This is a genomic window from Fructilactobacillus sp. X2R5C3 (assembly GCF_059901325.1).
Genome location: NZ_JBWXUY010000002.1, coordinates 278,146 through 302,903 on the forward strand (window position 1 = coordinate 278,146; position 24,758 = coordinate 302,903).

A 24,758-nucleotide genomic window follows, 5' to 3' on the forward strand; every position below is an offset into this window, starting at 1 on the left:
CACTTATGGCGCTTTTCTTAATTTATATATGATACTCTATTTATTAGAAAAACGACAAATCTAATCTTATTATAATTCATTGCTTTATAAATTAATGAGGTAATTAAATGCTTAACCAAAAAATAAAAAAGAGCCTATCTAAAAACTTCGCATTAATCCTAAGCTTTTTAATACCACTAGTTATTATGGCATTATACGCAGCATATCGCAATATGGCACCTTTCGGAAATAATACGATTTTAACGGTTGATTTAGGACAACAGTACATTGATTTTTTTGCATATTTTAGAAGAGCCATCTTGCACCATCCTTCATCAATTCTTTATTCGTTTTCTAACGGACTAGGGAATGAAATGATCGGGACTTGGGCTTACTATCTAATGAGTCCATTAAACCTTATCTTACTCTTTTTTAATAACGCATCCCTCCCATCAGGGATTCTCATCCTATTACTTTTAAAGATTGGCTTATCTGGTTTGACCTTTACCATTCTAGTTCGCAAACTTCATCTTACTAATTCTTCACTCATACTGTCATCATTTGCAACTGCATATGCATTAAATGGTTGGATGATTGCAAATAACCTAAATATCATTTGGCTCGATGCCATGATTTTACTTCCTTTAATTGTGCTTGGTTTAGTTAAACTCTTAAAAAACAACCAAAAACTACTTTTCATTACATCATATACCGCTATGTTGATCATTAACTATTATATGGCATACATGATTACGATTTTTATCGTAGCACTAACTATCTACTATTTAGCCGTCCATGTTTCAAATATCAAAGATATGTTTGTTGGATTTTTGCGACTAGTCGCAAATGGATTAATTTCGGTGGGATTAGCTGCTTTCATTCTTCTGCCAACCATTTATTCACTGATTAACTCCAAGGGCCAGGAATTTTCTGATAAATTGAACTTTAAATTTGAATATCCAATGCTTGACTTAGTAACTAAATTTGCTCCTGGTGCTTTTAATTTTGACCAAATGCCCAAGGGCTTACCAAACCTTTTTATTTCAGAAACGATTTTGGTACTATTTTTGTTCTTTTTTGTTAATAAAACCTTTTCCAAAAGAACTCGAGTTTTAACTTTGGTAATGACCATCTTTTTACTGTTTTCAACGTGTTTTCAGCCACTCGACTTATTTTGGCATGCATTTCAGTTTCCAATCTGGTACCCCTACCGTTTTTCGTTTGTAATATGTTTTTGGTTCATCATGGTCGCGCTAGTTAGCTTATCTCACATTCAGGCAATTAGTTTTAAGCAAATTGGAACGTGGCTCATAATTTTATTGCTTGCACTAATGGTCGCTTATACCACCATTAGAATGCCTCAATATAACTACCTTAAATGGTTCACAATTGTGATTGAGGGACTTATGATTTTAGCCGCCATCATCGTTTTATTAACCCACTTCCGGAATGAAAAATGGTTTAATTTGGGTGTTTTTTCACTAATTGTCTTTGGGATTACCATTAATCTTATTCTCTCTTTAAATAACATCTCATACTTAAGTAACTCAGAATACCGTGGTTACGTAAATAAATTAGATCATGTCACAACTTACCTGAAACATCATTCTTTAGATGGCCCATATCGAATCAGCAAAGACTTTTCCCGAACTAAAAACGACCCCTTTAACTTTAATTTTTATGGTGCTTCATTATTTTCATCCGTCATGAATCCTAAAATGTCTGATCTAGTTGGAAAAATTGGTCAGCCAAATGGCGATGGCGTAATCGAATATTCCAGTGGGACTATGGTTTCAGATGCACTGCTCTCAATGAAATACCATCTGGCTCGTCCCTACACAGCTTCAGTTGACGTTCCAGGTATTAGAGAATTCCCAGAACGATATGACCAAAACTCATACAAAAACATGGGATCATCTGAGGGATTCTCAATATACGAAGACCCGTATGCGTTACCAATGATGTTTAGAGCCAGTAACCAATCAATCCACAAAAATGCTGCCAGTCCAGATCCCATTCAATACCAAGCACAATTATGGTCAAATCTAACGGGGGACAACCAAGTCCAAAGTCACCTCTTTTCGAGCAGTAACTTCAATCACGTCAGATATAACAACGTAACCAAACACAATCAACTTACTGGCACCATCTTCAACAAAGTCAACGTCTTACAGCCGGCGTCGCTTGATCTCACGTTTAAGCCAAAAACTAATGACTCTTACTACTTAACGATGGGAACAGCGTTAAATAACGGTAACTGTGATTTATCAGTTGATGGTAACCAACTATCACTTAGTCCTGAATCTAATTCGACTAAGATCATTAACATTGCCAATAATGCAAAAAACAAAAAGATTAAAGTAAAAATCAGCTTGAAAAAGTCATCACTTTGGTTAGAAAACTTTACTTTATACCAGCTAAATAATTCTTTATTTAAGCAAACCGATCGAAAACTTCGATCGGGAACCAAAAAAATATCCAGCCCAAACGCACGAACGGTAAAGGCTGATATAAAGACAAACGGTTCTAATTCAGTAATTGCTTCAAGTATTCCGTATTCGAAGGGCTGGAGTGCCCAAATAAACGGAAAGAAACATTCAATCACGAAATGGGATCATTACTTCATTGCACTTAAAACTGGAAAGGGAATGAAGCACATTCAGCTTTCATATTGGCCACCATTCTTAAATATAGGAATAATCATTAGTGCTTTGACACTTCTCACCTTAATTTTAAGAAGTTGGTTTAAAAAAAGATATAATAAATAGGGCAATCGTCACTTGAGACGATTGCCCTATTTTAAATTAAAATTATTATTTAACTGATAATATCTTGACATGCATTACGCCAGCAGGAATATCAATATCAACGTTTTCCCCTACTTTATGGCCAAGCAAAGCCTGTGCAATTGGAGAATCATTCGAGATTTTTCCACTCATCGGGTCAGCTTCAGCAGCTCCGACAATTGTAAATGTCTCTGGCTCTTCATCAGGTAATTCCTTAAACTGAATTTCTTTTCCAACGGTCACTTCATCTTCGTCGGTTTCTTCTTTATCAACCACTTGAGCATATTGTAACATGTGTTCTACCGTGGCAATTCTGCTTTCTAACATACTTTGTTCGTTTTTGGCAGACTCGTATTCAGAGTTTTCAGATAAATCGCCGTAACTTCTAGCGACTTTGATTCGATCAACAATCTTTGGTCTTTGATTGACCTTTAAATCTTTTAATTCAGTTTCGAGCTTTTCTTTCCCCTCTTCAGTCATCGGGTACATTTCATCTTCAGCCATTCTTACACCTCACTATTTTATTCAAAATTAAAATACCATTTAAATTAAAGTTTGGCAACTTAATTATATTGTCGTATCAATTGCATTACTAATCGGATCGTCACCAATGTCATTTAAAATTGACTGAATTTTAGTAACTAGTAAGTCAATCGCTACTTGATTTTTGCCACCCTCAGGAATAATTATATCAGCATATCGTTTCGTGGGTTCAACAAATTGGAGATGCATGGGACGAACGGTTGCTAAATATTGTTGAATTACCGAATCAAGCGTTCGACCACGTTCTTTGGTATCCCGCTCAATCCGCCTAATGACGCGAATATCAGCATCAGTATCTACATAAACTTTAATATCCATTAGGTCCCGGAGCCTTTTATCATCAAGGATTAAAATCCCCTCAACAATAATTACATCACGTGGTTCTTGAGTAACAGTTTCACCACTCCGGGTGAATTTGGAATAATCATAAACCGGTTTCTCAATTGATTCATAGTTTAACAGCTGCTTCAATTGCTTAACCATTAAATCAGTGTCAAAAGCAAGCGGATGATCGTAGTTAACCTGTCTTCTTTCGTCCATCGTCATATTGGATTGATCCTTATAGTAAGAATCTTGCTGCAAGATTGCAATTGAATGTCCCAGCAAACGATTCAAGATTGACCTACTTACCGTAGTTTTGCCACTACTAGAACCTCCAGTAACTCCAATAATTACAGGTCTTTTTTTGCTTTTCACTATTTTAATCCTCCACTATCGATCCATATGAGTTTTAATGTTATTTTGCTGTTCTTTTAAGGTTTTAGCGTAATAAATCTTTTTAGTTTTCGGATCGGCCAAGAAATATAAATATCCTTTAGACATATCAGTTGGATATAGCACAGCTTGAACTGAGCTTATCGAGGGATTATCAAATGGTCCAGGACCAAACCCTTTATTAACATAAAGATTATATTTGGAATTAACCATTAAATCACGTTTTGAAAGTGTCTTTGAGTTTTTATGAAGTGCATACAAAACGGCCACATCCGATTGAAGTGGCATCTTTTTTTCAATGCGATTTCTTAACACACCAGCCATCTTATTACGATCATTTTGACCTACACCTTCACGTTCAATCAAAGATGCTAACGTTAAAGTTTGCTGAACCGTCAGCTTTTGCTCTTTCATTCTTTGATAATATGGACCATACATTTGATTGCTTTTAGCGAGCATTAAACTGACCATCATCTTTAACGACGAATGTTTAGGGACGGGATATGTCGCTGGATAAAGGTATCCTTCAAAAAGATAACGGGTCCCCTTGGCATCTTTAGCGGACCCCAGTAATTCTGGATAATCCTTGGTCATTTCATCAAAGAAATTACGATTCTTCATCAGGGAAATAAATTCTGCCCTAGAAAAATCGGTATTTTTAGCCACAATATCCGCAATTTGGTCGATGTTAGCTCCTTCTGGAACGGTAACTTTACTATCAGTGCTTTGAATGGGTTCGAAACTTCCACCCTTTTGTAAACTCTTGGCAATCGTATCTAGGGACATTGACGGCTTTAATTGATAATATCCTGACTTAAAACTAGTGATGTTGTGTGATTTTACATAGTAATTAAATACCATCCCACTTTTAACTACCTCTGACTTCTGTAAGATTGCCCCAATCTTTTTGGTGGAAGCGCCTCTTGGAATGTTAACTTGAGTCACTTCATTATCATGAGGATCCAGTGGTTGAAGTGAAGTTTTAAAATAGTGATGTCCAAATAACGCAATTGCAATTACTAAAATTACAATAATTGCAATCACAGAATAAATAATTTTCTTCCCAAATGAACTAGTTTTAATTTTGGAAATAAAACCACCCAAATGCCTTTTTCTCTCACTCATTATGAATCCACCCTTATCTAATCTCAGCGCTTAATTCAGTGGTCAAACGTTTTTGAATTTTATCGACCGCTTTATCAACAGTCTCGTCTTTCAAAGTGGCGTTAGGATCTTCAAAAATCAATGAATAGGCAATTGATTTTTTGCCTTCAGGCACATTTTGCCCCTGATATACGTCAAACACAGTAGCATTTTGTAAGTAGGCCCCACCTCTTCTAATAATTACATTATATATGTCCTCATTAGTAATGGTACGATCCACTAACATAGCAATATCACGATGAATAGCAGGGTACTGACCAACCTTTTGGTATTGTTGTCCAGACTTAGGAGCCGCATTTAAATAATCAAGGTCAAGTTCAAAAACATAGGTTTCTTTAATCTTAAATTGTTTAGTGACTTCTGGATGAACTTCTCCCACAAAACCGATGATGTGATCATCTAGTTTAACAAGCGCTGTTCTACCTGGATGCATTTCGAGAATTTTATCAGTCGCAACATAAGTAACGTCACCCTTTAAGGAAAGACTTTCTAAGTATTTTTCGAGAATTCCCTTAATTTGATAAAAATCAACTGACTTAGCTTTCTGGTCCCAGCTTGGAGCAACTAACGATCCAGAAATGGCACCAGCAATATGTTCCACTTCGTCTGGTCTTATCTGATCAGGAGTTTGCTTATAAAAAACACGACCTTGCTCATAAAGTGGCACATTAAGCACGTTTCGAGCCTGGTTATATGCCACATCATCCAATAATCCTGAAATTAAATTCATACGTAAAACGGCATGATCCTCTGTCATTGGCCACTGCAAATTAGTTTCATGACTACCATTTACCATAAACATCTTTGCCTTGGCTTTTGTAGTTAACGAATATGACATAGCATGCGTTAATCCAAGTCCCTCAAGTGTTTCTCTAGATTTTCGAATCATTAATTGCTTTGGTGTTAGTCCACCTTCAGTCGTTTGAGTAATGGGTAATGTTGACGGAATATTGTCATATCCATAGATTCTGGCAACCTCTTCAATTAAGTCAGCATCAATTTGAATGTCCCAGCATCTAGTAGGAACCGTGACCGTCAGATCGTCTCCAGATGCCTCAACTGAGAAACCTAGACGTTTAAAGATTGAAATGATTTCCTCGTCACTAAGATTAGTCCCAAGAACGTGATTAATGTGAGAAGTTGAAATTGAAATCACTCGTGGCTTAACCTCAACATCACTCCCACTAACAACCCCTTGTTGAGATTGACCAAGAGCTAAATCTTGGGTCATTCCCGAAGCATACTCAAGTGCTTGTTCAACGTTTCCATGGTCAATTCCCCGTTCAAAGCGTTGTGAGGCATCCGTGTGTAAGAGCTGTTTTTGTGCCATCTTCCTGGTTTTAACTGGATCAAAAACTCCTGCCTCCAATAAAATATTTTTAGTGTCAGAAGTAACTTCCGAATTCTTTCCACCCATTAATCCTGCTAAAGCAATTGGCTGGTCAGCCGCAACAACAACATCCGTGTCGGTTAATTTACGGTCATTGCCATCTAGAGTCGTAATTGACTCACCATCTTTAGCATTTCTAACCTCAACCTTATTAGTTTTTAATTTGTCAAGATCATAGGCATGCATTGGCTGTCCAACCTTAGTCATAACAAAATTAGTAATATCAACGACATTATTGATTGGTTTAATGCCCGAATTCCATAATTTAATTTGAAGCCAAAGTGGACTAGGCTTCACGTTTACGCCCTTAACAACTTTAAGCTTATAAATTGGCGCTAAATTAGTATCAGCCTTTGCTGAAACAAATTCCTCGCTGTCGTGTGTTCCAGTTGGAGCACTAGCATGTTCGATGAAGTCAACCGACTCATTAAATACCGCCCCAAAATCATAAGCAGTTCCACGAACACTTAACATGTCTCCACGATTAGGAGTGACGTCCAAATCAATTAACGATTCATTCATTCCCAAATAGTTATAAACCTCATCACCAATCCGGGCATTATCTGGTAAAAAATAGATTCCGTCTTTCCATTCATCAGGTACCAATGACTTATCAAACCCGATCTCATCTAAGGCACAGAGCATACCATTTGATTCAACCCCACGCATCTTGGATTTTTTAATTTTAACGTTATCGGCAATTCGAGCGCCAGATAAGGCAACAATAACCTTTTTGCCTACCTGAACGTTTGGCGCACCACAAACAATCTGAATCGGTTCATGTTCGCCGACATCGACCTGCGTAATGTGAAGGTGATCTGCATCGGGGTGATCCTTAATGGACAAGATTTTTCCAACCACGATTTTCTTTAATCCATCACTCCGCTTAAAAACGGAGTCAACTTCAACTGACGTTTTTTCAATTTTGTTAGCTAGTTCTTTTGGAGAAAGCTTAATTTGAACGTAGTCTTTCAACCATTCATAAGATATCAGCAAATTTATTTCCTCCCTTAATCAAATTGTGACAAGAAACGTAGATCATTAAGATAAAAGTCTCGAATATCGTCTACTCCGTATTTCAGCATGGCAAATCGGTCGGGACCCACCCCAAAGGCAAATCCACCATATACACTACTGTCTACTCCAGCCATTTTTAAAACGTTAGGATGAACCATTCCTGCCCCAAGGACCTCAATCCAACCAGTATTTTTACATACATCGCAACCCTTTCCATTACAATTAAAACAGGTAATGTCTGCTTCAACTGATGGCTCGGTAAACGGAAAGTAACTTGGTCTGAGACGGACTTTAAATTTATCCCCAAACAATTTGTGTGTCATTACCTCAAGAGTTCCCTTTAAATCGGCCATCGTAATGTGCTTATCAATCACAATTCCCTCTACCTGATGAAATTGGTGAGAATGAGTTGGATCATCAGTATCACGTCTATAAACTACGCCCGGGGAAACCATCTTTAAGGGGCCTTTAGAAAAATCATGTTTTTGAAGTGCTCGTGCCTGCATCGGTGAGGTATGAGTTCTCATTAAAATATCCTTGGTAATATAAAAAGTATCCTGCATGTCTCTTGCGGGATGGTTCTTCGGCAGATTCATCATTTCAAAATTATAAACTTCCTCTTCTACTTCAGGACCCGAAAGAACCTGGTAGCCCATTCCAATAAAAATATCATCAATTTCATCAATAATTTGTTGGATAACATGAGGATGCCCCTTTGGAACCGAGTCACCTGGCAGGGTGACATCAATCTTTTCATCCTTTAACTTTTGGTTTAGAGCGGATTGATCTAATTCCAATCTTTTGGAATCAATCTTTTTTGAAAGTTCGTCTCTAACTTTATTCGCCAAGCTACCAATCTTTGGTCTTTCTTCGACTGGAAGTGATGATATTCCATGAAGGGCTTTTGTAATTGAGCCCTTTTTTCCTAAAAGTTTCACCTTTAAATCATTTAAAGCTTTACTATCACTAGTAGCCTCAATATCCTGCAACCCACTGGATTTAATTTGTTCTAAATCTTCTTTTAAAGCCATACTAACCTCCAATTCCATAAAAAAAGCTCCATCCCAAAAAAGGGACGAAGCATCGCGTTACCACCCAAATTCACACCAAAGTGCGCACTTATAATGATGAATAACGACATCGACCGAACATTTTAATATTCAATGCTAACATCAAAAAGCGAATTCAACCGTAACGTCCAATTTCAGCTAACATGAACTCTCTGTGTTCGTCGGTCTACTACTTCTTTTATCATTGTATTTAAATAAATATTATAGCAATTTTTATCACTGGTCAAGCATGATCAGGATCACACCACTTGTCAGACCATCCATGAACCGCCTTCATAATCGGACGAAGCTCTTCACCCTTAGAAGTTAACTGATAATAAACCACTCCAGAGTTCTTATCAGCTTGTCTTTTTACGATTCCCACTTTAGCCAACTCTTTTAAGCGTTCGGTCAATACACGATCACTACATTCCTCAACTTTATTGGCTAATTCGCGAAATCGAAGTGGTCCGGCTAATAAAAATGATTCAATGATTAAACCGTTCCATTTTTTCCCTAGAATTTGAAACGCCACTTGAAATTTAGGACACAAATGAATGATTTCTTTATCAGTTAAATCCATTCTCATATCCTCCTAACTTATCTTTTTAATAATCCTTTAACTTTTTTCTTCATCGGTGAGAAAAATTCATCAACTGCCGAATAATCATCAACAAGTGAAACAATCACACTTTCCATGTACTTGGGTCTTGCAAGGGTTAACCCCCACATATGTTTTAGAATAATATCTTGTTCCTTCGGAGTGATATCAGTGATCTTTTTGGCGTTTCTTAGGGCAACACGGGGATGAATATATGCATGTGAACCTAAATCAAACTTAGTGGTTCGCCAATCATAATAGAATAGATCATGCAATAATCCGCCACGGGCAGCCGCTCGATAATCTAAATTCATCTTTTTAGCAATTTTATAACTCTCATAAGACACTGCAATTGAATGCTTCAATCTAGTCGAATGGTGATGTTGGGTGTAATCACCTAATTTTTGAATTTGCGGACTTTCTAACAAATCAGAAATGATTGAAACATATTCAGGGTCATCTTTCCACGATTCTGTTTCCATACTACATTACTCCAATCCGTCTCTAGGTTAATTCTACCCAATTAGATAAGTTCCATTCAATCATAAGGACTCACTTTAAGAAACAATTTAATTTTTGATTCGAAACATGATAACAGCAGCCGCAATTGCCACATTTAAAGATTCAGCCTTCCCCTCAATGGGAATATACAAATTATCATCAGTTAATTTTAGTAAGCCAGGGCTCATTCCATTCCCCTCATTACCCATAATTAAAGCGAAATCATTTTTAGAAGGGACATCTCGATAGTTAATGGCACTGGAATTAAGCTCTGTCCCATATACCTTAATTTTTAGCTTCTTAAACATCTCAACGGCATGTTCTAGATTCATTTTAATAATCGGAAGATGAAACTGACTTCCCTGCATGGCACGTAAAACCTTCCCGTTATATTCACTAGAAGTTCCGTCACCAAAGATCACTCCAGAAAAACCTGCGGCATCCGCTGTCCTTACCATCGTTCCGATATTACCGGGATCTTGAACGTTATCAAGCAGAAGCCAAGCTCCGCTAACTTTAGCAACATCAATCTTTGGTTCTTCAATCTTACACACGGCAAAAATTCCTTGAGTTGTCGAAGTATCACTTAATTCAGTAGCAACTTCATCTGATATAACAATGATATTTTCACCAGAAAGGTCATCTCCATGAGCCAAATATTGATCTTCGGTTGCTAAGATGGTTACCAACTGATCTGCTTTAAGATAATTCATTGCCTCGGATACCAGATGCCAACTTTCAATTAAATATTCCCCACTCTTTTTTCTTCCTTTACTGGTATGTAACTTTTTAATATCTTTAATGGTTTGGTTTTGTTTAGAATTAATTCTTTCCATTTATATTCCCCTTAAAATGAATTAGAATTGATATTGTTGTTCTTATAATATCACAGTTACGGTAAACGCTTTTAAGGAGAATCATTTTGTCAAACAATCAGTCAGTCAAAATAATCGTTTCAGGACTTGTCCAAGGCGTTGGATTTCGATATAGTACTAAAAAAATCGCAGATCAATATTCGATTACTGGAAGTGTCCAAAACATGCCCAACGGAACCGTTTTAATCATCGCAAATGGGACTAAATCGGAGTTAGACGATTTTATTCATTCAATTAAAACTGCACCCAATAGTTTTGCTAAGATCCAAAACATTAAAACACAGTCAATTAAACTTCCAAAAGTTCCAAATTCATTTTCAATTAAAATCTAACTTGAAATTGCTGAAATATTCTTATTAGGTTAGTATGTAACATGTTACTTAAAAGTTAGGAGTTAACTAAATGAAAAAAATTAAGAAACTAGGTTTATTCGGTTTTATTGCCATGGTTGGCATTTTTTTAACTGGATGTGTAAGAACCGATTCAAAGGGACGTCCCTTTGGATTCGTTTATCATTATTTAGCCGTTCCCGGGCAACACGTTATGGATTGGCTAGCACAATACGTTGGTGGCTATGGATGGGCCCTGATCGCAATTACCGTAATTGTTAGAACTTTGCTTTTACCAATGATGATTAGTCAGATGAAAAAATCTACTATTCAACAGGAAAAAATGAATTTGGTTAAACCACAAATGACCAAGATTCAACAACTCCTAAAAAAAGCAACGACCAAAGAACAGCAGGTTGCCTTAAATCAGCAGATGATGCAACTCTATAAAGACAACGGAATCAGTATGACAGGTGGAATTGGATGCTTGCCATTATTGATCCAGTTGCCAGTGTTTGCTGCTCTGTATGCAGCTATTCGTTACTCACCTGAAGTTTCTCATACCGTCTTTATGGGCATTAAACTAGGCCAATCCAGCATCTTATTAGCCGTCTTGTCGTTTCTGGCTTATGCACTTCAGGGATACCTTTCAACCGTTGGGATCCCTAAAGAACAGAAAAAGCAAATGGCGATTATGATGTTAATTAGTCCGATCATGATTCTATTTGTTACTCTTTCATCCCCAGCTGGATTAGGAATTTACTTCTTTATTGGCGGATTATTTGCCTGCGTTCAGACCTTTATCATCAATTTGTCCCGTCCACGAATTAGAAAACAAATTAATGAAAAAGCCCAAAAGAATCCTCCCAAAGTTGTCATTCCAAAGGAATTAGAAGAAGAGATTGAGACAGGGGCCGAACCAAGTTCAACAACCAGCTCCAAAAATACAGTTTCTAAATCTGGAGAATCCGAAACTGAGATTGAACACGAAAACAACCGAAAACGTAATGCGGGAAAACAACAGCATCATAATCATAACGAGTAAATAAAACCGACAATTAAATTGTCGGTTTTTTATTACAAAAAAAGAACTTCAAAAACCCATGGTGTTTTTGAAGTTCTTTATTTTAAATTAACCCTTTTTGGCAACTACTTCTTTACCGTCATAGTAACCACAGTTAGGACATACAAAATGTGACTTACGTAGTTCGCCACAGTTAGGACATGGACTCATGCCAGGAACTGATAAACTGTCATGCGAACGACGCATGTTTCTTCTTGCTTTAGAAGTTTTTCTCTTTGGTACAGCCATTATTCACAACCTCCTCTTAATTTGATTTCCACTAGTGAATTTTTAAGTCTTGTCATCGTCTGAAGGTTTGAAATCCTTTAATTTTGCAAGACGTGGATCAACATTTTTATCTTCTTCCACCTGTCGATTAAAATCATCTTCAGAAATAACTTCCCAGTCATTTCCTTCAGGCATTGCTTTGCCTTTTTGCTCTTCTGGTGAAAGAACTTGCATCGGAATGTTGACAATTATGTTATCAGCAACTGCTTTATCAAAATCAATCATCAAGTCATCACCAACAACTAACACTACTTCTTCATTATCATATCGATTTAACGCAGTTTCAGTTAACACATAAATCTCACTAATGTTAAAATCCATGGGTAACTTAACTGGGGTTAACGATCGTGAAGAAGGAACTGTTACACTACCCTTGACGTGAGCATCTATAATCACATCTCCCTTGTCAGGAGTAGCAGATACATCAACGTCAAAGGAAGTGGCATCAAGAATACTTTTCGGATATCGATTCATTAAATCGTCTTTTAAATCCACTGTCTCATGGGTTGTAAACGGCTCTTTCTTATATCCTAGTAGTTTTTCAAATGACCACTTCATAATTTAACCTCCAATGCAACACGACTAATTATACATACCATAAAATTCATTGTCAAGGTCCTATCCTTGATAGCACGGTCTTCTATATAACAATGGGATAAGTAAATTTATCTTGCATTCGACCATTGATCATTCCATAAAGAATTCCAGAACGGCATTCTAGTTCCAACGTATTATTAAATTCTTCTTTTCCAATTCGATCAACGATCGGATATGGGATTGCTTTTTTAACTTGATTCAGATAACTTTTCCCGGTATCGTTCATTCCCAAAACTCGGACAACTGGATTATAACTAATCATTTGTGTTTTCTTTATTTTAAATAACGTATAGACCAGCAGTCTTTGAATCCTAGTGTAGGTATACCGTTTTGTCTTAACATCTTTAATAAACGCCTGATAGGTTGTGTCTTTGACCGCCATTTGCTTTAGACGATTCTCTAATCCTTCAGTCATCTGATAAATTTGATTTAAATCAGCTATCGAACTCTGAGTCAATTCATAACGTAAAAAGGGCCAAAAATCTGACCAGAAAACTGGTTTTTCGTTGTCTAGGACGACAGAAGAATTGGGAATAAACTTTTGGTAACGATGATCATGTGATTTAATTGAAGCGCGAATAGCTTTGCCACTCGCAATTTTTCCACTCAACTCTCCACTATTATGCTCACTACTGTACCGTTTAACCGGAACTAGCTTTAAAGGGGAACCCAACTTCTGATTGGCCTTTGCATACCAATACGCAAGTGTATCATTTGGCTTAATTAAATCAATTCCACTCTGTTCTTTAATTGTTCGTTGAAATAATTTTGGATAGGAAAAATTATAATTATGAAAATTATCAGACGGATGAACGTCAATAGATGCCAACTTCGTAAAATTCCAGTCACTGTGCTCACTACCAAACGATAAGTATGAACAGCCCAAAGCTTCTACAAGTTTCATCGACCGCTCTGCAAAAATACTGGCAGGTTGAACCGCATCCGATATTGGAAGTTCAATTACTAAATCAACTCCGTTATCTAAAGCCATCTGAGTGCGGATCCATTTATCATAGATAGCTGGCTCACCTCTCTGAGTCCAATTACCACTCATAAATATTACCGTTACATCCGCTTCAGTTCGTCTTTTAGCTTCCTGTAATTGATAAAGATGACCATTATGGAAAGGATCATATTCGGTTATTATTCCAACAGCTTTCATTTGGATTATTCCTCACTACATACAAAGAACCAACGGGTAGTATCATCTTTAACCTTATCTTTTCCAAAGTTACTCGTCACCTTAACGTTATTAAATCCGACTTCATTCAGTGCCTGAGTGTATTCTACCAAGGGATAGGTTCGTTCTTTATGGGTTTCATTATATTCATCAAAACCGTTAATATTCCGATTGTAATCAAAAAAAGATAGATCATGTTCCACTGAATGAGGAAAATCACCAACAAAGGTATTCCACATAAAAGCATGGTCACCATCGTTGGTGTTAAACATATAGCCTGGATAAACAACATCGGTCTGATAAGGGGTGATCACATCAAATAAGAATTTACCATTCTTAACAAGATGTCCTTTAACCTGAGCAAACATTGTTTTAACTTGCTCAATATTTTCTAAATAACAAATCGAATCGTCAAAACACGTAATGGCACCATAATTGGGTACACCATCCAGGTCTAGCATATTGGCATTAATTAACGCCACGTCAAACACATGGCTTTCATTTAAATGATCATTTGCGATGGCCAGCATATCATCCGATAAATCAGCTCCAGATACGACATAACCTGCTTTTTTTAAAGTAACCAAAAGACGACCAGTCCCACAGGCTAAATCTAAAATATGCTTTTCTTTAGGGACGTTATCAGCTACAAACTCATACCACTTTCGATATAGATGATTGTCAAATAATTTATCATAAAATGACGCAAACTCAGAATAAATCATATCAGTCTTCACTGACCCAATCAGTTATATCAAGATCAGGAGCGTCAGACCAAAGCTTCTCTAAGTTGTAAAAGGACCGTTGTTCACTCTTAAAGACGTGAATAATAATATCACCGAGGTCAATTAATACCCAAGATCCTGTATTTAGCCCTTCGACCCGTAAAACTTCAACGTGCTCCTCACTCAATCGATCAATAATATCATTTGCGATTGCCTTCACCTGACGAACACTAGGAGCATCCATAATGACAAAATAACGACCGACCAACGACAATTCTTCAATGTCTAAAACCACAATATCGTGGGCGCGTTTACTATCAGCAGTTTCAACAATATTTTGTAAAATCTTATTATTATCCATATAATCCCCTACTTTTTACCAGCAACAATTACATTAAAAGCTGTAATCGCACCGGGATAAATTGCCTTTCCGTTGCTTGCCAAATATGAAATGGTACTTTTAGTTTGATATTTAACACCATCCCATAAATTTTGATTGGTAATCTTACGAGCTTTTTCAACCCCATCAAAATCACGGGCCGGCTCAATGTAGTCAGCCATATAAGTAATCTGTGCAACTTTGTCCATGTCAGGCGATGCGATCGTATGATATTTAATCGCGTTTAGAATTCGACTATCATGAATCCCAAGTTCTGATTCCACAATCAGATAACCCACGTAGCCATGCCAAATAGCATTTCCATAATTAAGTAGTTCTGGATTCAAATGATGGGACTTAATAATGTCAATAAATTCCGAATCCGGCCGTTGTTTGGCATAATCATGAACCAGACCACTAAGTCCAGCTAAAGTTTCGTCCACATTAAACTCTCGTGCTAAGGTAATGGCGGTCTCTTCAACTCGCAAGCAATGTTGAAACCTTTTCTCTTTTAACGTCGCTTTTAGTTTGGCAACAATTTGATCACGATCATACTTAGAATATTTTTGATAATTAATTTTCTCTTTATCCATATAAATCATGCTCCTTAATGTACCGTAACACCGCATCTGGCAACAAATATCTGACACTTTCACCCTTTTCAAGATGTGATCTAATTAAAGACGATGAAATAGCTATCTCAGGTGAGTCAACAAAACTTACTGGGTACTTAGAAGACTCAGAATTACCCGGACGATTAACACCAACAAATTTAACCATTTTAATAAGATCATCAATTCGATACCATTTTGGCAGATATTCGACCATATCGCCACCAATGATAAAGTAATAATCAACATCGGGATGAATTTTAGTTAATTCCTTAATCGTATCATAGCTATAACTTTTCCCCTTGCGATTTACTTCAATCATTTCAATTTTAAAATTAGCGTTATCCCTAATGGCTAAATTAATCATGTTAACCCGATCAGAAGCATCAATTGCGGACTTATGATCAACATGTGGTGGCAAATAATCGGGCATAAATAGAACTAAATCGAGGTTTAATTGGGTTAAAGCTTGTTCAGCCATAATTAAATGACCATAGTGAATGGGGTTAAAAGTTCCACCTAAAATTCCAACCTTTTTGCGCATCAATCAATCTCCTACAAATTTGCCACTTCAATCGATAATTTACGATAATTGTCCTTACTCGATTCCTTAAACAATAAAAGTGTCTTACCAATCGTTTGGACAACTTGGATGTCCGAGTTATTCTCAATAAATTGTTTAACGTCACTCACATCCACATCGGCAGACTGTTGAAGATTAATTTTAATTAATTCACGGTGATCAACAGCATTTTTAACTTCATTCATCCAAGTCTCATCTAACCCATTCTTTCCAACTGAGAAAATGGGCCGCATATGATTCGCTTTTGCTCTTAAAAATCGTTTTTGTTTTCCCTTTAAATTCATTATTAAATACTCCTAAAACATTGCTTTTCTAACTAACACTGACACACCCTTAGGAGCATATCCAGCAACCGTGGAGCCTTTCGGGACGGTAATCCATCCCAGTCCTTCAATCACTAAATCACTTCTGTCAGTAATTTTAAATTCATGTCGTTTTAACCCAACGACGTTGTCCTTACCAGTTGGTGGGGTCAATAATTCACCGGCATGCTTCTCAAAAAATTCATCAGCATTTGTTAATTTGGTTCGATGAATCATCAGATTATTGTCAGCATAAACGGTAAAGCCATGACGTTCCCCCGAGATAAAATCAAACCGGCCAATCGCACCTAAGAATAACGTCTGCCCTGGATCCAACTGATAAGTCCTGGGTTTAATCCGTTTTTGCGGTGAAACATACTTCAAGTCTTTAGAACTTAAATAGTGAGCCATCTGATCTTCATGAACGACACCAGGTGTATCGATCAATTCTTTTCCATCTTCCAACGGTATTTTGATCAAATCGAGGGTAGTACCAGGAAACTTAGAGGTCGTAATAACCTGCTTCTCACCAGTGCTTTGTTGGATAATTTGATTAATTAAGGTAGATTTGCCAACGTTAGTTACTCCAACCACATAGACATCTCGGCCCTTCTGATTTTTTGAAATGGCTTTTAACAGATCGTCGACTGATTGATTCGTCTTGGCAGATACTAATTCAATATCAATGGGTCTAATTCCATTCTTATTTGCCATTTGACGTAACCAATCTTTAACTTTGTTCTGGTTGAACGACGATGGCAACAAGTCTAATTTGTTACCAACTAAAATAATCGGATTGTTACCAACAAAGCGCTGAATCCCAGGAATCATACTTCCATCTACATCAAATACATCCACGACGTATACTACTAACGAATCAGTGTCGCTAATTTCACTCAATAACTTTACAAACTCGTCATTTGAGATGCTAATTGGTTCAATTTGATTATAATGACGAAGCTTAAAACAACGCTGACAGTATAATTTTCCAGAATCAATTCCCTTCTTGATTGCTGATTTAGGCGTGTAACCAGCCTGTTTCGGATCGGTATCTTGAATTTGTGCCCCACACCCAATGCAATATAAGGGCTCATTATTTTCATCATTATCCATTAATCAATATCATCCTTCCACTTTAAATCACTGTACTTTCGCATCAATTGTGCATATACAAACGTTTCAAAGAAACGATTAATCCGTGTGTTCCACGCATCTGAAGTAACCAATGGCTTTACCAAAATACTTCTAATTCGAGTATTGTTAGCGGCCCATATATCCGTTAAAATTTGATCTCCCACCATTACCACTTGGCTTCGTTTTAAACGATACGTTTTAAGAGCCCTTAAAATCCCAAAAGTAAGTGGTTTTAAAGCCCGGGCAATAAATGGTAACTCAAGACTAGTAAGAGCTTTCTCTAGTCTTTCCCGATTATTATTTGAAACCACAATCACCCTGATTCCATGATCTCGAACTCTTTTGAGCCAATCGCGCAGTTCTACGGTTCCCTCAGGATTATTCCACGGAATTAGGGTATTATCTAAATCGGTCAGAATTACATTAATCCCGTAACTTTCAAGTTTTTCTGGGGAAATTTGATAAATATTGTTAACCATCCAAGTCGGTTTGAATAATGATAGCATATAGACCTCTCTGTAAATAAGAATTGATGTTTCTATTTTAAATCATTTATGTATAGATTGGGAGCATCCCAATCCGATAAAAAAACTTCCACCAAACAAGAGCGGTGAAAGTTTTTTAGGCTTATTTTAATGCTGCTTTGGCTTTTTCCGCTAATGCAGAAAAGGCATCAGCATCGTTAACTGCTAAGTCAGCTAACATTTTTCTGTTCATATCGATGTTAGCAAGTTTCAAACCATGCATGAATTTACTGTAACTTAATCCATTATTTCTAGTGGCGGCGTTAATTCTTGCAATCCAAATCTTTCTGAAATTACCCTTATTGGCACGACGGTCACGAAAGGCATATTCCTGTGACTTCATTACTTGATCTTTAGCAGTTTTGAATAAACGATGCTTAGCACCGCGGTATCCCTTAGCTAATTTAAGAACACGCTTACGACGATTACGTGTGGTAGTTCCACCTTTTACTCGTGGCATATTAAAATCCCCCTATACAAACTATATTATTCGCTTATTTTTGTAGTAATTCTTTGTAAGTCTTCAAGTTTGACTTAGCCATCATACGTGTTCCACGTAAATGTCTACGTTGTTTCTTAGTTTTACCGTGAAAACGGTGACTAGTGTAGGCATGACCACTCTTTAAACCACCATTAGCAGTTTTTCTAAAACGCTTTGCGGCAGCACGATTTGATTTCAATTTTGGCATATTATATTCCTCCTCATCGATTCATAACCCAATTAAATGAGTTATTTCTTTTCATTCTTACTTGGTGCAAGCATTAAGAACATACTTCGGCCATCCATCTTTGCTCGTTGAGTTACATCGGCAACGTCAGAAGTAGCTTCCGCCATTTTATTTAAGACATCTCTTCCAATACTTTTATGGGTAATGGCACGTCCCTTAAATCTAATAGAAACTCGAACACGTTCACCCTTTGTCAAAAACTTTTTGGCATTTTTAAGTTTGGTGTTGAAGTCATTACTATCAATCGTAGGACTTAACCTAATTTCTTTAACACTAACAGTTTTTTGACGCTTTCGAGCTTCACGCTCTTTCTTTTGGCGATCAAACCGATATTTCCCGTAATCAATAATCTTGGCTACAGGTGGTTTTGCTTTGGGAGCAACAACAACTAAATCCAAATTAGCTTCTTCAGCAATTGACAAAGCTTCTTTAGTAGATTTGATTCCTAATTGATCTCCATTAGCACCGATTAATCTCAACTCGCGAGCATGGATACCCTCGTTAACCATCTTATCTCTTGCTATGGTAATTCACCTCCAGGTAATTTTAAGCAGAAAAATAGCGGATGCTACAGAGCACCCGCTACACCTAAAAACATTAGGACTTTCATTCGTAGATTGCCCAGCGATCAAAATCACTCAGGCGAGAAGCGGGAAGCTTCTGCTTTTGACTACATAATAGTACCAATTTTATTTAATTTTGTCAACTGACTTAGACTCTTCATCATCATTACGTGAGTAAGTAGCAATATCATGAAGAACTTCTGAAATAAAGTCATCAATTGACATATCTTTACTATCGTCTTCACCATACTTACGAACAGAAACCGTATTATTCTTAATCTCATCATCACCAACAACTAGTGTATATGGAATCTTCTTGGTTTGTGCGTCACGAATCAAGTATCCCATCTTTTCACCACGTTCGTCGACATTGGAACGTAAGTTTAACGCACGAAACTTTTCGTTTAATTTACGTGCGTAATCTCCGTGTTTTTCATCACTAACCGGGATGATTTGAATTTGATCGGGTGCAAGCCATGTCGGAAAAGCACCTTTATACATTTCAATCAAATAAGCGGTGAATCTTTCCATGGTAGAAACAATTCCTCTATGAATCATAACCGGACGGTGTTCCTTACCATCTTCACCAACATAATGAAGATCAAATCGTTCCGGTAACATAAAGTCAAGTTGAATGGTAGATAACGTCTCTTCATTTCCTAGAGCCGTCTTAGTTTGAACATCAAGCTTAGGACCGTAAAATGCAGCTTCACCCTCGGCTTCAACGTAATCAAGGCCCAAGTCATCCATAGCGCCCTTTAACATCGTTTGCGCTTTGTTCCACATCTCATCATCGTCAAAGTACTTTTCGGTATTCTTGGGATCACGATAACTTAATCTGAACGTATAGTTATTAATGTCAAAATCATGATAAACTTCCATCATCAAATTCAAGATTTTTTTGAATTCTTCTTGAATTTGATCGGGTGCAACAAACGTATGACCATCATTTAAAGTCATTTCACGAACTCGTTGAAGACCACTAAGTGCACCAGACTTTTCGTATCGATGCATCATTCCTAGTTCAGCAATTCGTAGAGGAAGCTCTTTATAAGAACGAATATGATGATTGTAAATCTGAATATGAGATGGACAGTTCATTGGACGTAATTCCAACATTTCGTCATCATCCATCTTCATTGGTGGAAACATGTCGTCTCGATAGTGATCCCAGTGACCAGATTGCTTATACAAGTCCAAATTAGCTAATACTGGGGTATAAACATGTTGGTAACCATGAGCAATCTCTTTATCAGTGATATAACGCTCAATTGTACGACGAATCGTTGCACCTTTTGGCATCCAGTAAGGAAGACCAGCCCCAACCTTTGGATCGACAAAGAATAAGTCGAGGTTATTCCCAATAACACGATGGTCACGCTCTTTAGCCTCTTTACGCTTCTTCAAATCTTCATCTAGGTCATCAGCTTTAAAGAAGGCCGTGCCATAAATTCTTTGAAGCATTGGATTGGATGACTTACCTTCCCAATAAGCACCAGCAACAGACAGGAGCTTAAAGTGTTTTAGATCTTTCAAACTTGGAGCTACTACCCCTTGAGCTAGCGTCTTAACCCCATCGATACTGTAAAAAAGAATATTATCAGAATCAATGTTGGCAATTAGTTGTGCTTGATAAGGATCACCATCAACTTCTTTTAAAGCGTCATCCTTACTTAGATAAACCCTTTCGACCGTAGCATTATTTTTGATGATCTTTTTCATTTTATCAGCTAATTCATCAAGTTCATCTGAACTAACTTGACGATCTTCCTTGTCAGTATCAACAAAGAAACCATCTTCATCAGCGGCAATTTCACCAATGCGAATATCATGATACTGTTCTTTGACCGCCGTTTCCAGTAACTGAGCAGCACCCTGTCGTAGGATTTTAAGACTCTCATCAGAACCGGAAGTAATGATGTCAATCTTGCCACCATCTTTTAGTGGTTGCATCAAATCAACAACTTTTCCATCAATCTTAGCCGCAACTGCCTTTTTGGCTAGACTAACTGAAATTGACTTGGCAATATCTGCCGCAGTAACCCCCGAATCAAATTCTTTCTTGTTACCATCTGGAAACTCAAATGATAATTTAGCCATTTTACTCATTCCTTTCATAAAAAAAGTCCCTAGTAAATCAATACTAGGGACGCCATTAGCGCGGTTCCACCCAAATTCGTCCATTTATCTGGACATCTCGTTTAAAACCTATTTATTAATGTCATTTAATAAAGGTGGTAAGTAAGTTACTCCGAACAGATAGTTTCCAGAAAACCTATCCTCTCTGTGAAATTCGTAATCACTCATGTCCTTAACAACTAACAGTCTAAACAACGACCTGTCACATGTCAAGAATAATCATTATTTATTCCTGCGATTCGTACCATCAAGTTCAATGGGCTTTGCTAAAAATTTAATTCGTTCCATCAATCGCTTAGCTTTAAGTGGTTCCACATCTCCCTGAGCATTAACCTTTAAATGCTCTTGTTCCAATTGATCCATGGAAAAGTTAGAACTAAAAAAGGTGGGAAGCTCATTTTGCATTCGATACTCTAAAATAACCCCAAGAATGTCGTCTCTGATCCAAGATGACATTGAGTCTGCTCCAATATCGTCAATCATCAAAATTGGAGCAGTTTTAATTTCATCCAGCTTACCGCCAACTTGATTGTTTCCAATTGCATTTTTAATTTCAACGGCAAAACTTGGAAAATGAATCAAAACCGAACTATAACCGTCAGAGGCCAAACGATTGGCAATTGCTCCAAGTAAATAAGTTTTACCTACGCCAAAGGGACCGTATAGGTACAACCCCTTCTGAAAATGCTGAGGATTATTTTCATATGAACCAATAAAATCAAGTGCTCCTTCCAAAGCTTGAGCTCGTTCAGCTGTCTGTTCATAGTCACTTAAATTTGCCGATTTAATTTCTTTGGGCATTGAAATGGACTTAATGCGTGACGCAAATTGTTCTCGCTTCTGCTTGTTTAACAACGCTTGCGTAGGTTCGTACGAAACGTCAATCAAATGGTCACTTAAAACCAAGGTTGGTTGGTATCCCTTAGCAAAGTTAGCGTTTCCCTCTTCCAACTTTTTCTTTTCATTGACAAACTCATACAGTTTTGATGCCGACCGTTTCACAACATCATCACTTAACTCACTCTCATTGTCACTTAAAAATTGTTTAACGTCTGGATCAGAATAAACCGAATTCATTAACTGTTGGTAATTATGATTCAAATTTTTCTTTTTCATCAATTGGCTCATCTCATCACTAACATTCTTCATGATTACTCATCCCCAGACTTTTTATTTAATGAATTTAATTTCTCAGCAATTCGTTTTCGCTGAGTAGTCGAAATTTTTTCATTACCCCGACTTTTATTTTCCTTAGCCCAGTCAGGCAATGTTTCTTTGACATTTGTACGTCTTCGGTATCTTCTTTGTCGCTTGTTTTTACTTTCAGTAACCTGTTCCTGACGGTGCTTAATATCGTCAATCGCTTTCGATGCACTATTAATTTTTCTTTGCGCCCAATCATTTGCAATGGTGTCAATTAAATTTTTATTAATGGTAGGTTTCCCCTCGTCAATCAAGATGTGATAAACAAGGATATTGATCACTCCATTACTCAAAGTATTGCGATTAATAAGTTCAGATAAAATCCTTTCTTCAGCGGAAGTAGTAAAACCACCTTTTTCACTCTTTAAAGAATCAAGAAATTCTACTGGAGCGGAAGAATCAGCAATTTGGGCCAATTGCTGTTCCTTGGCCGTTAGCTTACTTTGTAACTTGTCTGCCTCATGGACATGGCTTTGATTGGATTGATTTTCTGCTGGAGCCTTTATTTGATTTCGTCTAGAAATTAATATCTTAAACTTTTTAGGGTCAAAACGATTGTTAACCAAGTTACTGGCCTTCTCAATGTATTGTGCCATCTCAAGTTCACCAATTCCATATAATCGGTTGGTGTTACTAAAGAGTGTCTCATACTTTTTAACACTTTCATTTTCGACAAAGGACTTATCCAAAATATTCATCAATAGCTTAAAGTCAAACTGATCGTTTGAAAGCTTATCATCAAAAGAATCTTTTTTTACATCAGTCTTGTCTCGAACTGCCTTGATTACACTTGGTTGGTCATTTACTTTCTCATTATTAACTGAAAATACTTGCAGGAAATTACGAGTTTGATCATCTAACCCACTAAAATCAAAATGTTCTGGTAAGAGTTCATCTGAAAGTTGTAAATAGCGATCTTCACCAACCATTTCAAGTAATAACAGACTCAAAAGACTATCACTAAAGAATTGGTCAGGATTAAGTGGCAGTAAAAGTTGATACTCATACAAGTCGATTTCAAAAGAATGATCAACATACGTCTTAAGCAAACCGGATCCTTCAAGTTTCATAAGTGAATCATCTAGTTCTTTGGCATCAATGCTAAGATCAGACATTAATTCAAAATTAACGTGCTTCTCATCATCAATTAACCATAAACAATTGTATAAGGCATATGCATTTTTACCAATGACGGGCATGTACAACAAATCAACATAATGACGTTCAACATCACTAATGGGCTGTGATCGATAAACTTTAAAATCAGTTTTAGGATTAATTCCGTTGATCATTCTTTATTCTTATCCTCATTATTTTCGTCTTCATCATCCATTAATTCTTTGAGTTTATTATAAAAGACTGACATATCCTTAAATTGGCGGTAAACACTTGCAAACCGAATGTAAGCAATTTCGTCAACTTCTTTTAGTCCTTTCATAACACCCTCACCAATAGTTTGGCTAGCCACTTCATGGCTACCGTCATCAGCGTCATAAGCTATTTTTTCAACCTTATCAACAATATGGTTCATCTGTTCCATCGAAACTGGACGCTTTTCAGATGATCTGACAATTCCACGCAAAATCTTAGAACGATTAAATTCTTCTCGATCACCGTTCTTTTTTACAACTAACAAGGGGCTTGATTCAATCACTTCAAACGTCGTAAACCGAAATCCACATTCTTCACATTCCCGTCTTCGACGAATACTTTCACCATCTTTGACCCGACGACTTTCTAAAACCTTTGAACCGATATGATGACATCGTGGACATTGCATTTTTTCACCTT

28 protein-coding genes and 1 other annotated feature are annotated in these 24,758 nt (G+C 37.0%); of the genes, 3 read left to right on the forward strand and 25 right to left on the reverse strand.

Annotation, left to right across the window (positions count from 1 at the left end; genetic code table 11):
- The first annotated feature begins 107 nt into the window (after positions 1-107).
- Positions 108-2,747, forward strand: a complete 2,640-nt coding sequence (locus tag AC6UDE_RS04400) for a YfhO family protein (RefSeq protein WP_500696739.1) — start codon at positions 108-110, stop codon at positions 2,745-2,747.
- Between the two features lie 45 nt (positions 2,748-2,792).
- Here AC6UDE_RS04400 and greA read toward each other — a convergent pair whose 3' ends face one another.
- The 8 genes from greA to AC6UDE_RS04440 all read right to left on the reverse strand — a co-directional run bounded on the left by greA (position 2,793) and on the right by AC6UDE_RS04440 (position 10,580).
- On the reverse strand, positions 2,793-3,269 hold the full coding sequence (gene greA, locus AC6UDE_RS04405; protein ID WP_500693680.1) for a transcription elongation factor GreA: 477 nt from the start codon (positions 3,267-3,269) through the stop codon (positions 2,793-2,795).
- A gap of 63 nt (positions 3,270-3,332) precedes the next feature.
- Complete coding sequence (gene udk / locus AC6UDE_RS04410; protein ID WP_500696780.1) at positions 3,333-4,007, reverse strand: uridine kinase; 675 nt, start codon at positions 4,005-4,007, stop codon at positions 3,333-3,335.
- Between the two features lie 12 nt (positions 4,008-4,019).
- Entirely contained in the window at positions 4,020-5,147 is a 1,128-nt protein-coding gene (gene mltG / locus AC6UDE_RS04415) for an endolytic transglycosylase MltG (RefSeq protein WP_500695705.1), read from the reverse strand.
- Between the two features lie 13 nt (positions 5,148-5,160).
- On the reverse strand, positions 5,161-7,572 hold the full coding sequence (gene pheT, locus AC6UDE_RS04420; RefSeq protein ID WP_500696740.1) for a phenylalanine--tRNA ligase subunit beta: 2,412 nt from the start codon (positions 7,570-7,572) through the stop codon (positions 5,161-5,163).
- A gap of 14 nt (positions 7,573-7,586) precedes the next feature.
- On the reverse strand, positions 7,587-8,624 hold the full coding sequence (gene pheS / locus AC6UDE_RS04425; protein WP_500696741.1) for a phenylalanine--tRNA ligase subunit alpha: 1,038 nt from the start codon (positions 8,622-8,624) through the stop codon (positions 7,587-7,589).
- Between the two features lie 262 nt (positions 8,625-8,886).
- A complete protein-coding gene (locus AC6UDE_RS04430) occupies positions 8,887-9,225 on the reverse strand; it encodes a winged helix-turn-helix transcriptional regulator (protein WP_500693676.1) in 339 nt (112 codons plus the stop codon).
- Positions 9,226-9,242: 17 nt separating this feature from the next.
- Positions 9,243-9,725, reverse strand: coding sequence for an HDIG domain-containing metalloprotein (locus AC6UDE_RS04435; RefSeq protein WP_500693675.1), 483 nt, complete (start codon positions 9,723-9,725; stop codon positions 9,243-9,245).
- Positions 9,726-9,812: 87 nt separating this feature from the next.
- Positions 9,813-10,580, reverse strand: coding sequence for a TrmH family RNA methyltransferase (locus tag AC6UDE_RS04440; protein WP_500696742.1), 768 nt, complete (start codon positions 10,578-10,580; stop codon positions 9,813-9,815).
- Positions 10,581-10,666: 86 nt separating this feature from the next.
- Between AC6UDE_RS04440 and AC6UDE_RS04445 the strand changes: the two genes are divergently transcribed.
- Together AC6UDE_RS04445 and yidC are read left to right on the forward strand one after the other, a co-directional pair.
- Positions 10,667-10,951 carry an acylphosphatase gene (locus tag AC6UDE_RS04445; protein ID WP_500693673.1) on the forward strand — a complete coding sequence of 95 codons (285 nt, stop codon included), beginning with the start codon at positions 10,667-10,669 and terminating at the stop codon, positions 10,949-10,951.
- 70 nt (positions 10,952-11,021) lie between these two features.
- Positions 11,022-11,993: a membrane protein insertase YidC gene (yidC, locus tag AC6UDE_RS04450; RefSeq protein ID WP_500695709.1), complete on the forward strand. Its 972-nt coding sequence runs from the start codon at positions 11,022-11,024 to the stop codon at positions 11,991-11,993.
- 87 nt (positions 11,994-12,080) lie between these two features.
- Here yidC and rpmF read toward each other — a convergent pair whose 3' ends face one another.
- The 17 genes from rpmF to nrdR all read right to left on the reverse strand — a co-directional run bounded on the left by rpmF (position 12,081) and on the right by nrdR (position 24,747).
- Positions 12,081-12,260 carry a 50S ribosomal protein L32 gene (gene rpmF, locus AC6UDE_RS04455; RefSeq protein WP_010021570.1) on the reverse strand — a complete coding sequence of 60 codons (180 nt, stop codon included), beginning with the start codon at positions 12,258-12,260 and terminating at the stop codon, positions 12,081-12,083.
- Positions 12,261-12,302: 42 nt separating this feature from the next.
- The gene (locus AC6UDE_RS04460) at positions 12,303-12,857 is read right to left on the reverse strand and encodes a YceD family protein (protein ID WP_500696743.1); all 555 of its coding nucleotides are present in this window, start codon (positions 12,855-12,857) and stop codon (positions 12,303-12,305) included.
- A gap of 82 nt (positions 12,858-12,939) precedes the next feature.
- On the reverse strand, positions 12,940-14,058 hold the full coding sequence (locus AC6UDE_RS04465; protein WP_500696744.1) for a nucleotidyltransferase: 1,119 nt from the start codon (positions 14,056-14,058) through the stop codon (positions 12,940-12,942).
- 5 nt (positions 14,059-14,063) lie between these two features.
- Positions 14,064-14,801, reverse strand: a complete 738-nt coding sequence (locus AC6UDE_RS04470) for a class I SAM-dependent DNA methyltransferase (protein ID WP_500696745.1) — start codon at positions 14,799-14,801, stop codon at positions 14,064-14,066.
- Between the two features lies 1 nt (position 14,802).
- The gene (rsfS, locus tag AC6UDE_RS04475) at positions 14,803-15,162 is read right to left on the reverse strand and encodes a ribosome silencing factor (protein WP_500693669.1); all 360 of its coding nucleotides are present in this window, start codon (positions 15,160-15,162) and stop codon (positions 14,803-14,805) included.
- 8 nt (positions 15,163-15,170) lie between these two features.
- Complete coding sequence (gene yqeK / locus AC6UDE_RS04480; RefSeq protein WP_500693668.1) at positions 15,171-15,773, reverse strand: bis(5'-nucleosyl)-tetraphosphatase (symmetrical) YqeK; 603 nt, start codon at positions 15,771-15,773, stop codon at positions 15,171-15,173.
- The gene (locus AC6UDE_RS04485; protein ID WP_500695712.1) at positions 15,766-16,335 is read right to left on the reverse strand and encodes a nicotinate-nucleotide adenylyltransferase; all 570 of its coding nucleotides are present in this window, start codon (positions 16,333-16,335) and stop codon (positions 15,766-15,768) included. The genes yqeK and AC6UDE_RS04485 overlap by 8 nt, the downstream gene beginning before the upstream one ends.
- An 11-nt stretch (positions 16,336-16,346) precedes the next feature.
- Complete coding sequence (yhbY, locus tag AC6UDE_RS04490) at positions 16,347-16,658, reverse strand: ribosome assembly RNA-binding protein YhbY (protein WP_500695713.1); 312 nt, start codon at positions 16,656-16,658, stop codon at positions 16,347-16,349.
- A gap of 12 nt (positions 16,659-16,670) precedes the next feature.
- Positions 16,671-17,789, reverse strand: a complete 1,119-nt coding sequence (gene yqeH, locus AC6UDE_RS04495) for a ribosome biogenesis GTPase YqeH (protein ID WP_500695714.1) — start codon at positions 17,787-17,789, stop codon at positions 16,671-16,673.
- The gene (locus AC6UDE_RS04500; RefSeq protein ID WP_500695754.1) at positions 17,789-18,334 is read right to left on the reverse strand and encodes a YqeG family HAD IIIA-type phosphatase; all 546 of its coding nucleotides are present in this window, start codon (positions 18,332-18,334) and stop codon (positions 17,789-17,791) included. The genes yqeH and AC6UDE_RS04500 overlap by 1 nt, the downstream gene beginning before the upstream one ends.
- A gap of 103 nt (positions 18,335-18,437) precedes the next feature.
- On the reverse strand, positions 18,438-18,794 hold the full coding sequence (rplT, locus tag AC6UDE_RS04505) for a 50S ribosomal protein L20 (protein WP_010021582.1): 357 nt from the start codon (positions 18,792-18,794) through the stop codon (positions 18,438-18,440).
- Between the two features lie 34 nt (positions 18,795-18,828).
- Complete coding sequence (gene rpmI, locus AC6UDE_RS04510) at positions 18,829-19,023, reverse strand: 50S ribosomal protein L35 (protein WP_010021583.1); 195 nt, start codon at positions 19,021-19,023, stop codon at positions 18,829-18,831.
- 41 nt (positions 19,024-19,064) lie between these two features.
- A complete protein-coding gene (gene infC, locus AC6UDE_RS04515) occupies positions 19,065-19,571 on the reverse strand; it encodes a translation initiation factor IF-3 (protein ID WP_500693664.1) in 507 nt (168 codons plus the stop codon).
- Between the two features lie 38 nt (positions 19,572-19,609).
- Positions 19,610-19,734, reverse strand: a sequence feature (ribosomal protein L20 leader region).
- A 17-nt stretch (positions 19,735-19,751) separates the two neighbouring features.
- A complete protein-coding gene (gene thrS, locus AC6UDE_RS04520) occupies positions 19,752-21,725 on the reverse strand; it encodes a threonine--tRNA ligase (RefSeq protein WP_500696781.1) in 1,974 nt (657 codons plus the stop codon).
- Positions 21,726-21,986: 261 nt separating this feature from the next.
- Positions 21,987-22,913, reverse strand: coding sequence for a primosomal protein DnaI (gene dnaI, locus AC6UDE_RS04525; protein WP_500696746.1), 927 nt, complete (start codon positions 22,911-22,913; stop codon positions 21,987-21,989).
- Between the two features lie 2 nt (positions 22,914-22,915).
- Positions 22,916-24,259, reverse strand: a complete 1,344-nt coding sequence (locus AC6UDE_RS04530) for a DnaD domain protein (protein WP_500696747.1) — start codon at positions 24,257-24,259, stop codon at positions 22,916-22,918.
- Positions 24,256-24,747 (reverse strand): transcriptional regulator NrdR, encoded by a 492-nt coding sequence (gene nrdR / locus AC6UDE_RS04535; RefSeq protein WP_500693661.1) that lies wholly within the window; start codon positions 24,745-24,747, stop codon positions 24,256-24,258. Before nrdR ends, AC6UDE_RS04530 begins: the two co-directional genes overlap by 4 nt.
- Positions 24,748-24,758: the final 11 nt, after the last annotated feature.

Excerpts from the sequence above, each read along its gene's own strand:
- AC6UDE_RS04460 (WP_500696743.1), bottom strand. The coding sequence starts at position 12,857 with ATGAAGTGGTCATTTGAAAAACTACTAGGATATAAGAAAGAGCCGTTT.
- pheS (WP_500696741.1), bottom strand. The coding sequence starts at position 8,624 with ATGGCTTTAAAAGAAGATTTAGAACAAATTAAATCCAGTGGGTTGCAG.
- yqeK (WP_500693668.1), bottom strand. The coding sequence starts at position 15,773 with ATGGATAAAGAGAAAATTAATTATCAAAAATATTCTAAGTATGATCGT.
- yqeH (WP_500695714.1), bottom strand. The coding sequence starts at position 17,789 with ATGGATAATGATGAAAATAATGAGCCCTTATATTGCATTGGGTGTGGG.
- AC6UDE_RS04440 (WP_500696742.1), bottom strand. The coding sequence starts at position 10,580 with ATGGAAAGAATTAATTCTAAACAAAACCAAACCATTAAAGATATTAAA.
- mltG (WP_500695705.1), bottom strand. The coding sequence starts at position 5,147 with ATGAGTGAGAGAAAAAGGCATTTGGGTGGTTTTATTTCCAAAATTAAA.
- AC6UDE_RS04470 (WP_500696745.1), bottom strand. The coding sequence starts at position 14,801 with ATGATTTATTCTGAGTTTGCGTCATTTTATGATAAATTATTTGACAAT.
- rsfS (WP_500693669.1), bottom strand. The coding sequence starts at position 15,162 with ATGGATAATAATAAGATTTTACAAAATATTGTTGAAACTGCTGATAGT.
- rplT (WP_010021582.1), bottom strand. The coding sequence starts at position 18,794 with ATGCCACGAGTAAAAGGTGGAACTACCACACGTAATCGTCGTAAGCGT.
- yhbY (WP_500695713.1), bottom strand. The coding sequence starts at position 16,658 with ATGAATTTAAAGGGAAAACAAAAACGATTTTTAAGAGCAAAAGCGAAT.
- AC6UDE_RS04435 (WP_500693675.1), bottom strand. The coding sequence starts at position 9,725 with ATGGAAACAGAATCGTGGAAAGATGACCCTGAATATGTTTCAATCATT.
- AC6UDE_RS04465 (WP_500696744.1), bottom strand. The coding sequence starts at position 14,058 with ATGAAAGCTGTTGGAATAATAACCGAATATGATCCTTTCCATAATGGT.
- thrS (WP_500696781.1), bottom strand. The coding sequence starts at position 21,725 with ATGGCTAAATTATCATTTGAGTTTCCAGATGGTAACAAGAAAGAATTT.
- nrdR (WP_500693661.1), bottom strand. The coding sequence starts at position 24,747 with ATGCAATGTCCACGATGTCATCATATCGGTTCAAAGGTTTTAGAAAGT.
- rpmI (WP_010021583.1), bottom strand. The coding sequence starts at position 19,023 with ATGCCAAAATTGAAATCAAATCGTGCTGCCGCAAAGCGTTTTAGAAAA.
- AC6UDE_RS04530 (WP_500696747.1), bottom strand. The coding sequence starts at position 24,259 with ATGATCAACGGAATTAATCCTAAAACTGATTTTAAAGTTTATCGATCA.
- AC6UDE_RS04430 (WP_500693676.1), bottom strand. The coding sequence starts at position 9,225 with ATGGATTTAACTGATAAAGAAATCATTCATTTGTGTCCTAAATTTCAA.
- rpmF (WP_010021570.1), bottom strand. The coding sequence starts at position 12,260 with ATGGCTGTACCAAAGAGAAAAACTTCTAAAGCAAGAAGAAACATGCGT.
- dnaI (WP_500696746.1), bottom strand. The coding sequence starts at position 22,913 with ATGAAGAATGTTAGTGATGAGATGAGCCAATTGATGAAAAAGAAAAAT.
- greA (WP_500693680.1), bottom strand. The coding sequence starts at position 3,269 with ATGGCTGAAGATGAAATGTACCCGATGACTGAAGAGGGGAAAGAAAAG.
- AC6UDE_RS04485 (WP_500695712.1), bottom strand. The coding sequence starts at position 16,335 with ATGCGCAAAAAGGTTGGAATTTTAGGTGGAACTTTTAACCCCATTCAC.
- yidC (WP_500695709.1), top strand. The coding sequence starts at position 11,022 with ATGAAAAAAATTAAGAAACTAGGTTTATTCGGTTTTATTGCCATGGTT.
- infC (WP_500693664.1), bottom strand. The coding sequence starts at position 19,571 with ATGGTTAACGAGGGTATCCATGCTCGCGAGTTGAGATTAATCGGTGCT.
- AC6UDE_RS04400 (WP_500696739.1), top strand. The coding sequence starts at position 108 with ATGCTTAACCAAAAAATAAAAAAGAGCCTATCTAAAAACTTCGCATTA.